We start from the raw sequence: 9,078 nt of genomic DNA, 5'->3' as shown, positions 1-9,078 counted from the left end.
CCGCCCGTGCTGCGTCACGATCAGGTCCGGCCGGCCCCCGGCGCGCCGACCTCAAGCCCGCCGATCGGCTAGCCCGACAGTCGGCCCCGCGCCGGTCCTGCGTCCGGCGCGGATGCTCCTACACCTTTCTGCGGCTTCGAAGGTCCGCCGCCGAGGGAAGGACGTCCGCTACCTGCCCTTGAACGCCGGCTTCCGCTTCTCGACGAAGGCGGCCATGCCCTCCTTCTGGTCCTCGAAGGCGAAGAGGGAGTGGAACAGGCGGCGCTCGAACTGGACGCCCTGGGTCAGGGTCGTCTCCAGCGCGGCGTTGACCATCTCCTTGTTGGCCATGACGGCCAGGGGGCTCTGGGCGGCGATCCTGGCGGCGATGGCGCGGGCCTCGTCCAGCAGGGTCTCGTGCGGGAAGACGCGGGAGGCCAGGCCGGACGCCAAGGCCTCGGCGGCGTCCATCATGCGGGCGGTCAGGACCATGTCCATGGCCTTGGACTTGCCGACGAGACGGGTCAGGCGCTGGGAGCCGCCGATGCCCGGGGCGACGCCCAGGTTGATCTCGGGCTGACCGAACTTCGCCTTCTCGGAGGCGATGATGAAGTCGCAGAGCATGGCCAGCTCGCAGCCGCCGCCCAGGGCGAAGCCGTTGACCGCCGCTATGATCGGCTTCCTGAAGCGGGTGATGCGATCGTGGCCCAGGGCGAAGAAGTTGGCCTTGTACATGTCGGCGTAGGACTGGTCCGACATCTCCTTGATGTCGCGCCGGCGGCGAAGGCCTTGTCGCCCGAGCCGGTCAGGATCAGGCAGCGGACGGCGTCGTCGTGCTCGACGCTGTCCAGGAAGTTCGACAGGTCCTTGAAGAGGGCCGAGTTCAGGGCGTTCAGCGCCTCGGGCCGGTTCAGGGTCACCACCGCATAGCCGTCGGCATGGCGCTCGATGAGCAGGTTGGCGTAGGCGTCGGCCATGAGAGCGCTCCGGAAGGGGGACGAGTGGCTAGTGGCTAGTGGCTCGGGGGCGATCCGTCCACATCGGCGGCCTTTTCGGCCTTCGACGCGCGGGGCGCAATCGCCCGCCCCTCCCTTGGTGCCCTGGTCATGCCACCTGCGTCGGAATCGGACACAGGTCTCAGCGGCGCGGAATCAGGGCCAACGTCAGGGCCGCGCGGGCGAGCTCGGCGGCGACCACCATGGCCAGGAGGACGTTGGCGGCCAGGACCTGCGCGCGGGGCGGACAGATCGAGACTCCATCCGAACAGGCTGGCGATCGCCAGGGCCGCGGCGGCGCACAGGCGAGCGCGATCAGCAGCATCAGCGCCAGGTGGCTGGCCTTCAGCGCGGCCTGGAGGGTCGGGCCCTCGTCCAGGGTCCGGGCGCGGCGGCGGAACAGCCAGGCGATCAGGCTGGTCGCCACCGTCTCGACCAGGATGATGACGGCCAGGGCGCCGAGGAACCACAGCGCTAGATTCCCCGGATCGCCGCGCCGGAAAGCCTGGAGGACATGGCCGAAATAGACGCCCCAGACGAGGACGCCGACGACGAGGCTGATCCAGAGGTGGGTCTTGCGGTGGGTCATGGGGTCCGTGGAATGGGCATGAGCCTTAGATACCCGCCATCTCGCCAAGCTTCAGCACCGTGTTCCAGTTCCGCCCCGTGCCCATGCCCAGCATCTTGGGCGTGGCCTTCTTGAAAATGCCGGACTCGCCCTGACCGTTCGGGAACCAGAAGTAGAGGACGCCGCCCACGGCCTCGACCGCCTCGCCGTCGGTCGCCAGGGCCTGGCAGGCCTCCAGCGCGCCGTCCTTGATTCCGGCCTTCATGACCATGGCCACGACTTTGGACGGGTGAGCCTCGGCCTCCTTCGGGAAGGGGTTGGCGGCGATCAGCCCGGCCCACTGTTCGGGCGTGCGGACCATGGCGGCGATCTTCAACTTGAAGCGGGCCTCCATCGCGGCCTCGACCTCGGCCTCCAGCACGTCGGTCGCGCGGCCGCTTTCGACCACCAGGTTGCCGCTGGCCAGGAGGGTGCGAGGGTTCTTCAGCCCCATGTCGGCGGCCATGGCGCGCAACTCGGCCACGGGCGCCCGGACGCCGCCGGTGTTCATGCCGCGGAACAGGACGATGCGGTGGGTCATCGGCCGGCCTCCATCCGGTCCAGGACGGCGGTGATTTTGAGCATGGTGTTCCAGATGCGGTTGGTGCCGACCGCGCCCAACGCCTTCAGACCGAAACCGGAGGGCAGCTTGGACGCATTGATGTCGGGGCCGCCGAACCAGCAGTAGAAGTCTCCCTGAGGCGTGCGCTCGACGCGTTCGTCCGGCCCGGCGCGGCGGCGCAACTGCTCCAGGCCGGCGTCCGGCAGGGGATCGCGCATGGCCCAGGCGAGGACGCGGCCCGGCTGGGGCCTGGGCTCCTCGAGGAAGGGATTGGCGGCATCAGGCGCGCACTCGGCGGCCGTCTTGACCACCATCTCGGTGGCCTTGCCGTATTCGGCGGCGCAGGCCTGCTCAAGCTCGCGCTGGAGGGTCGCGGGAGACTTGCGAGAGCGGAACAGGATGTTGCCGGTGGCGATGACCGAGCGGACGTCGTCTCCGCCGACGGAGGTGGCCAGGCGGCGCGCCTCCTCGCCCTTCACCCGGCGGCCGCCGATCACGATGCTGCGCATCAGGGCGACCCGAAGGCTCATGGTCCTTCGACCTCGTAGCCCGCCTGGCGCAGCAGGGTCGGCAGCCCGTCCTCGCCGGCCATGTGCGCCACGCCGGCGATGACGACGACGCGGCTTTCGGTCTCCATCATGCGCTTCAGGGCAGGCATCCAGGCGGTGTTACGGTCGACCAGCAGCACCTGATGCAGGCGGGGGGCCTCGTCCTTCATGGTCTCGATCTCGGCGAGGACCGGCCTCAGATCGCCGGCCACCCAGGCGGTCTCGATCTCCATGTCCAGTTCGTCGCCGGCCTTGTCGAGCGCATCGAGCACCTCGATCAGCAACTCCTCGCCCTCGGCGTCGCCGGTCTCGGCCAGGGCGGCCATGGAGGCGTGCAGCAGGGCGTCGGTGTCCAGAGCCTCGGTCCGCAGGCCCTCGCGCAAGCCGCTTTCGATGCTGGCGTCGACGCCGAGGTCGCCGGAGCGGCCCTTCATCTCCTCGGCGCCCATTTCGAGCAGGAGGGCCGCGGCCCAGGGCCGGAACATCTCCAGCGCCTGAAGGTCGAAGGACTGGGCCTGGGCGGCGTCCGCGGCGCGGGCGAAGGTCTTGGGCGAGACGGTCTCGCTGAGCAGGCGATCGCCCACGAAGTAGCGGAGCATGGGCATGAACAGCGCCATCTCGTCCGCCTCGGTCTCCGGGGTCAGGATCTCGAAGACGACCAGGTCGGCCTGGGCCAAGGCATGATCCAGGGCGTCGGTGCGCCACTCGACGCCGGGCGGCAGGGCGTGGACCGAGCCGAACAGGACCATCTCGGTGTCGGCGTCCCGGACGCGCCACAGGGGCGGGTCGGCGCGCGCGGGAGAGACGGCGGCCAGGGTCGCCAGGGCGAGGGCGAAGACGCCGGAAAAGAACCATCTATGCATCGACAGGACGCTCGCCTTCACAAAGGGACCCGGCGCCGAAGGGCGACGCCGCAGCCAGATCCAGTTCATATCCATCATCCTCGGGCTTGTCCCGAGATGACGGTCAAGGAGAAGGGCCTCACCGCTTCTGGCAGACCGGGCAGAAGAAGGTGGAGCGGCCGGCCTGGACGACGCGCTTGATCACGCCGCCGTCGTCGCGGGCGCAGGGCCGGCCCTCGCGGCCGTAGACGTCGAAGCGGTGCTGGAAATAGCCCTGGCCGCCCTCGGCGTTGGCGAAGTCGCGCAGGGTGGAGCCGCCGGCCTGGATGGCGTCGTCCAGGACGTGGCGGACCTCGGCGGCCAGGGTCTCCAGCCGGGGCCGCGAGACCTTGCCGGCGGCCGCCAGGGGCGAGATGCGGGCGCGGAAAAGGGCCTCGCAGACGTAGATGTTGCCCAGGCCGGCGACCACGCGCTGGTCCAGCAGGCTGACCTTGATGTTCTGCGTCTTGCCGGCGAACGCCTCGGCCAGGTGGGCGCCCGAGAAGCGGTTGCCGAGCGGCTCGGGGCCCAGGCCGGCGAACCAGGGATGGACCTCGACCTGGTCCGAGGGGATCAGGCCCATGAAGCCGAAGCGGCGGGCGTCTGCGAAGCCGATGCGGGTCGTGACGCCGTCCTTCACCGCGCAGAGGCTGAGATGCTCGTGCTTGCCGGTCGCCGGGGCGTTCTCCTCGAACTCGCCCAGCTGTTCGCCGTCCAGGGTGAAGCGGCCGGTCATGCCCAGGTGGGAGACCCAGGTCTCGCCGGTGGACAGGGGCATCAGCAGGTATTTGGCGCGGCGGTCGATGCGCTGGACGGTCGCCCCCTCAAGCCGCTCGGGAAACCGGTCGGGGAAGGGGAAGCGCAGGTCGGGGCGATTCTGGCGCACCCGGGACAGGCGCGCGCCTTCCAGGACCGGCTGCAGGCCGCGTCGGACGGTTTCGACCTCGGGAAGTTCGGGCATGGGAGTGGCTAGTGGCTAGTGGTTGGGCGCTCCAAGGGCGCCAGCGCGACAACGGTGAGCTCCAGAAGATGCAGCAACCCCTGATCACTCGCCACTAGCCGCTAGCCGCTAGCCGCCAATCATCACACGGGCGGGTCGGATTCCGCACGGGCCTCTCGACGCCCGCCACGTTTCCGGCTTAGGTCCCGCGCAACGAGAGAATGAGGGCCGCCATGACGGACACCACTACTTCCGGCGCAACGACGCCGGTCCCCGGAAAACGCATAGAACTGACGCTCCGCGCGCTCGTGCTGGGCTGCCTGCTGGCGGTGGTCTTCACCGCCGCCAACACCTACCTGGGCCTGAGGGTCGGCCTGACGTTCGCGTCGGCCATCCCGGCGGCGGTCATTTCGATGGCCCTGCTGCGGGCGTTCCGCTCCTCGACCATATGGGAGAACATGACGGTGCAGACCGTCGCCTCGGTCGGCGGGGCGATGAGCTCGATCATCTTCGTGCTGCCCGGCCTGGTGATGATCGGCTGGTGGCGCGAGTTCCCGATCTGGGAATCGGTGGCGATCTGCATCCTGGGCGGCGTGCTGGGGGTGACCTTCTCGATCCCGCTGCGCCGGGCGCTGGTCGTCAACGGCGGCCTGCCCTACCCCGAAGGCGTCGCCGCGGCCGAGGTGCTGAAGGTCGGCTCGCGCGGGGCGGACCAGAGCGAAAGCGCGGTCCGCGAGAACAAGATCGGCCTGGGCGTGGTGGTCTGGACCTCGGTCATCTCGGCCGCGTTCGCCTGGCTGGCCGCGGCGCGGGTGTTCGCCGGCGAGGCGGCCCGCTTCCTGAAAACTGCCGGCCGCCCCTGGGCGGCGGCGCCACCGGCCTGGGCTTCGGCATGCAGTTCGCCCTGCTGGGCGCCGGCCACCTGATCGGCCTGACCGTCGGCCTGGCGCAGTTGTTCGGCCTGCTGGTCGCCTGGCTGATCGCGGTGCCGATCATGACCTCGCCCGACTATGTCAGCTGGACCGCGGGCATGGGGCTGGACTCGGTCGCCGCGACCCTGGCGGGCGCCCCGGCCGAAGAGCTGGCCGTCCAGGTATGGCGCAACGAGGTGCGCTTCATGGGCGCCGGCGTCATCGGCGTGGCGGCGATCTGGACCCTGGTCAAGCTGGCCGGGCCGCTGGTCGGCGGCCTGACCTCGGCCCTGGCCGCGCAAGCCAAGCGAAGGGGCGGCGAGGTGCTGGACCGCACAGAGCAGGACATCCCGATCAATCTGGTGGGCGGGATTTCGGTCCTGAGCCTGGTCGGCATCGCCGGCCTGCTGGCCTGGTTCGCCAACACCTCGCCGGCCCTGGCCAGTTCGACCCCGATCCTGGTGGCGGGCGGCGTCGTCTACGTGGTCCTGATCGGCTTCGCGGTGGCGGCGATCTGCGGCTACATGGCCGGCCTGATCGGCTCGTCCAACTCGCCCGTCTCGGGCGTCGGCATCCTGGCGATCGTGGTCGCCTCGCTGCTGATGCTGGTGGTGATGGCCGTCGCCGGCGTGCCGGCCGACCCGGCCTTCATCGCCTACGCCCTGATCGTGACGGCGGTGGTGTTCGCCGTCGCGGTCATCGCCAACGACAACCTGCAGGACCTGAAGACCGGCCAGCTGGTCGCCGCGACCCCGTGGCGGCAACAGACGGCCCTGATCGTCGGGGTCGTCGCCGGCGCCATCGTCATCCCGTTCGTGCTGAACGCCCTGAACCGCGCCTTCGGCTTCGAAGGCGGCCCGGCGGGCATCGCCTCGGAGCCGCTGGCGGCGCCCCAGGCCACGCTGATCTCGGCCCTGGCGCGCGGCGTCATCGGCGGCGACCTGCGTTGGGACCTGATCGGCGTCGGGGCCGTGATCGGCGTGGTCGTCATCATCCTGGACGTGATCCTGAACAGCGCGACCCGGGGCAAGGTGAAGCTGCCCCCGCTGGCGGTGGGCATCGGCTTCTATCTGCCCGCGGCCGTGACCATGATGCTGGTGATCGGCGCCGTGGCCGGCTGGCTCTACGAGAAGGGCCTGAAGGGCAAGTCGTTCGAGGAGGTCGGCAAGCGCATGGGCGTGCTGATGGCCTCGGGCCTGATCGTGGGCGAGAGCCTGTTCGGCGTGTTCAACGCGGGCGTCATCGGCGCCACCGAGAACGAGGCGCCGTTCGCGATCTTCCCGCTGGGCGACCACTGGCCGGCGATGGCCGTCGGCGTCGTCGCCTTCGCCGCGATCACCCTGGCGATGTACCGCTGGGTGCGCGGCCGGGCCGCCAAGGTCTAGAGACGCGCTCCATCACGTCGAAGGGGCCGGGCCGCGTGAGCGGTCCGGCCCTTTTCGTTTCGCTCCGGACGGTCCCGTCGGCGACATCGCTGGCGTTTCGCCGCCAGCCCCTGTATGAGGCGCGCGCTTTCTCCCCGCACCGTCGCCAAAATCCAGCGGCCCGCTCACGCCCGGCCGCGCCTTGCACGTCTGATACCGAAATGAACCTGCGCAACGTCGCCATCATCGCCCACGTCGACCACGGCAAGACCACGCTCGTCGACCAACTGCTGGCCCAGTCGGGCGTGTTCCGAGCCAACGAGGCCACGACCGAGCGCGCCATGGACTCCAACGACCAGGAGCGCGAGCGCGGGATCACCATCCTGGCCAAGGCGACCTCGGTGCTGTGGAACGGCAAGGCCGGCGAGACCCGGATCAACATCATCGACACCCCCGGCCACGCCGACTTCGGCGGCGAAGTCGAGCGGATTCTGGGCATGGTGGACGGCTGCGTCATCCTGGTGGACGCCGAAGAGGGCGTCATGCCCCAGACCAAATTCGTGCTGACCAAGGCGCTGAAGATGGGCCTGCGCCCGATTCTCTGCATCAACAAGGTCGACCGCGCCCACGCCGACCCGGACCGGGTGCACCTGGAGACCATCGACCTGTTCTCGGCCATCGGCGCGACGGACGAGCAGCTGGACTTCCCGCACATCTACGCCTCGGGCCGCAACGGCTGGGCGACGCTGGACCTGAACCAGCCGTCCGACACCCTGGCCCCGCTGTTCGACCTGATCGTCGACCACGTGCCGCCGCCCGCCGTGGCCGAGAACAAGGACAAGCCGTTCCGCATCCTGAACGTGCTGATCGAGAGCGACCCGTTCCTGGGCCGCATCCTGACCGGCCGGATCGAGAGCGGCAAAGCCGTTCCGGGCATGGCCATCAAGGCCCTGTCGCGCGACGGCAAGACCATCGAGCAGGGCCGGATCACCAAGGTGCTGGCCTTCCGCGGCCTGAAGCGCCAGCCGGTCGACGAGGGCGCCGAGGCCGGCGACATCGTCGCCATCGCCGGCATGTCCAAGGCCACCGTGGCCGACACCCTGTGCGCGCTGGAGGTCACCGAGGCGCTGGACGCCCAGCCGATCGACCCGCCGACCATCTCGATGACCGTGGGCGTCAACGACAGCCCGCTGGCCGGACGCGAAGGCGACAAGGTGCAGAGCCGCGTGATCCGCGACCGCCTGCTGAAGGAAGCCGAGGCCAACGTCGCCATCCGCGTGACCGAGACCCCGGGCGCCGACGCCTATGACGTCGCGGGCCGCGGCGAACTGCAGCTGGGCGTGCTGATCGAGAACATGCGCCGCGAAGGCTTCGAGCTGTCGATCAGCCGTCCGCGCGTGGTCTATCAGGCCGGCGAGAACGGCGAGCGGTTGGAGCCGATCGAGGACGTCGTGATCGACGTCGACGACGAGTACACCGGCGTGGTCATCGAAAAGCTGTCGGCCCGCAAGGCCGAGCTGAAGGACATGGGCCCGTCGGGCGCCGGCAAGACGCGCATCCAGCTGATGTGCCCGTCCCGGTCGCTGATCGGCTATCAGGGCGAGTTCCTGACCGACACGCGCGGCTCGGGCGTGCTGAACCGCGTGTTCAGCCATTACGAGCCGCACAAGGGCGCGATCGAGGGCCGTCTGAAGGGCGTGCTGGTGTCCAACTCGGACGGCGAGACGGCGTCCTACGCCCTGTGGAACCTGGAGGAGCGCGGCGTGATGTTCGTCGGCGCCGGCGAAAAGACCTACCAGGGCATGATCATCGGCGAGAACTCGCGGTCCGACGACCTGGACGTCAACCCGATCAAGGGCAAGCAGCTGACCAACGTCCGCGCCTCGGGCAAGGACGAGGCCGTGCGACTGACCCCGCCGCGCCGCCCGTCGCTGGAGCAGGCCATCGCCTATATCGAGAGCGACGAGCTGGTCGAGGTGACGCCCAAGTCCATCCGCCTGCGCAAGTCGGTGCTGAACCCGAGCTTCCGCAAGAAGCGCGTCCGCGAGGACTAGGCCCCCTCCTGGCGTCCCGGGCGATACCGGCCGGGCGTGACGCCGAACTGACGCCGGAAGGCGGTGATGAAGGCGCTCGCGCCGTCGAAGCCGCAGTCGAGGGCGGCGGCCGTCACCGACGCGCCCGACGACAGCCGCCGCCACGGCGTGGATCAGGCGCGCCGTTGCGCCGCCAGGCGTCGATGGGACAGTCCCGTCTCGCGCGGGAACAGCCTCTGCAGGGTCCGCAGGCTCGTC

7 protein-coding genes and 2 pseudogenes are annotated in these 9,078 nt (G+C 69.9%); 2 read left to right on the top strand and 7 right to left on the bottom strand.

What is annotated here, in order from left to right; translation table 11 throughout:
• Nucleotides 1–168: 168 nt before the first annotated feature.
• From AC2W7C_RS09295 to mutM, 6 genes and pseudogenes are all read right to left on the bottom strand, one after another.
• A pseudogene (locus AC2W7C_RS09295) lies at nucleotides 169–956 on the bottom strand (enoyl-CoA hydratase-related protein).
• Between the two features lie 160 nt (nucleotides 957–1,116).
• The gene (locus AC2W7C_RS09290) at nucleotides 1,117–1,563 is read right to left on the bottom strand and encodes a hypothetical protein (protein ID WP_486001182.1); all 447 of its coding nucleotides are present in this window, start codon (nucleotides 1,561–1,563) and stop codon (nucleotides 1,117–1,119) included.
• Between the two features lie 25 nt (nucleotides 1,564–1,588).
• Nucleotides 1,589–2,122 (bottom strand): DUF1697 domain-containing protein, encoded by a 534-nt coding sequence (locus AC2W7C_RS09285; protein ID WP_486001181.1) that lies wholly within the window; start codon nucleotides 2,120–2,122, stop codon nucleotides 1,589–1,591.
• A complete protein-coding gene (locus AC2W7C_RS09280; protein WP_486001180.1) occupies nucleotides 2,119–2,673 on the bottom strand; it encodes a DUF1697 domain-containing protein in 555 nt (184 codons plus the stop codon). Before AC2W7C_RS09280 ends, AC2W7C_RS09285 begins: the two co-directional genes overlap by 4 nt.
• Nucleotides 2,670–3,554 (bottom strand): TraB/GumN family protein, encoded by an 885-nt coding sequence (locus AC2W7C_RS09275; protein WP_486001179.1) that lies wholly within the window; start codon nucleotides 3,552–3,554, stop codon nucleotides 2,670–2,672. Before AC2W7C_RS09275 ends, AC2W7C_RS09280 begins: the two co-directional genes overlap by 4 nt.
• Nucleotides 3,555–3,672: 118 nt before the next feature.
• Nucleotides 3,673–4,533: a bifunctional DNA-formamidopyrimidine glycosylase/DNA-(apurinic or apyrimidinic site) lyase gene (gene mutM, locus AC2W7C_RS09270; protein ID WP_486001178.1), complete on the bottom strand. Its 861-nt coding sequence runs from the start codon at nucleotides 4,531–4,533 to the stop codon at nucleotides 3,673–3,675.
• A 212-nt stretch (nucleotides 4,534–4,745) separates the two neighbouring features.
• Between mutM and AC2W7C_RS09265 the strand changes: the two are divergent.
• Both AC2W7C_RS09265 and typA read left to right on the top strand, forming a co-directional pair.
• A pseudogene (locus AC2W7C_RS09265) lies at nucleotides 4,746–6,808 on the top strand (OPT family oligopeptide transporter).
• Between the two features lie 200 nt (nucleotides 6,809–7,008).
• On the top strand, nucleotides 7,009–8,841 hold the full coding sequence (gene typA / locus AC2W7C_RS09260; RefSeq protein ID WP_486001177.1) for a translational GTPase TypA: 1,833 nt from the start codon (nucleotides 7,009–7,011) through the stop codon (nucleotides 8,839–8,841).
• Here the strand turns inward: typA and AC2W7C_RS09255 are convergent.
• Nucleotides 8,838–8,975: a helix-turn-helix domain-containing protein gene (locus AC2W7C_RS09255; protein ID WP_486001183.1), complete on the bottom strand. Its 138-nt coding sequence runs from the start codon at nucleotides 8,973–8,975 to the stop codon at nucleotides 8,838–8,840. The genes typA and AC2W7C_RS09255 overlap by 4 nt on opposite strands.
• Nucleotides 8,976–9,078 lie beyond the last annotated feature (103 nt).

Source organism: Brevundimonas sp. CURTG3B2_SDJG (genome assembly GCF_057364705.1).
Note: the sequence above shows the minus strand (reverse complement) of the source record. Positions and strands in the feature narration are given on the sequence as shown.

What these genes read in the sequence shown, in the direction of transcription:
- AC2W7C_RS09290 (WP_486001182.1), bottom strand. Translation starts at nt 1,563, where the DNA reads ATGACCCACCGCAAGACCCACCTCTGGATCAGCCTCGTCGTCGGCGTC.
- AC2W7C_RS09285 (WP_486001181.1), bottom strand. Translation starts at nt 2,122, where the DNA reads ATGACCCACCGCATCGTCCTGTTCCGCGGCATGAACACCGGCGGCGTC.
- AC2W7C_RS09280 (WP_486001180.1), bottom strand. Translation starts at nt 2,673, where the DNA reads ATGAGCCTTCGGGTCGCCCTGATGCGCAGCATCGTGATCGGCGGCCGC.
- AC2W7C_RS09275 (WP_486001179.1), bottom strand. Translation starts at nt 3,554, where the DNA reads ATGCATAGATGGTTCTTTTCCGGCGTCTTCGCCCTCGCCCTGGCGACC.
- mutM (WP_486001178.1), bottom strand. Translation starts at nt 4,533, where the DNA reads ATGCCCGAACTTCCCGAGGTCGAAACCGTCCGACGCGGCCTGCAGCCG.
- typA (WP_486001177.1), top strand. Translation starts at nt 7,009, where the DNA reads ATGAACCTGCGCAACGTCGCCATCATCGCCCACGTCGACCACGGCAAG.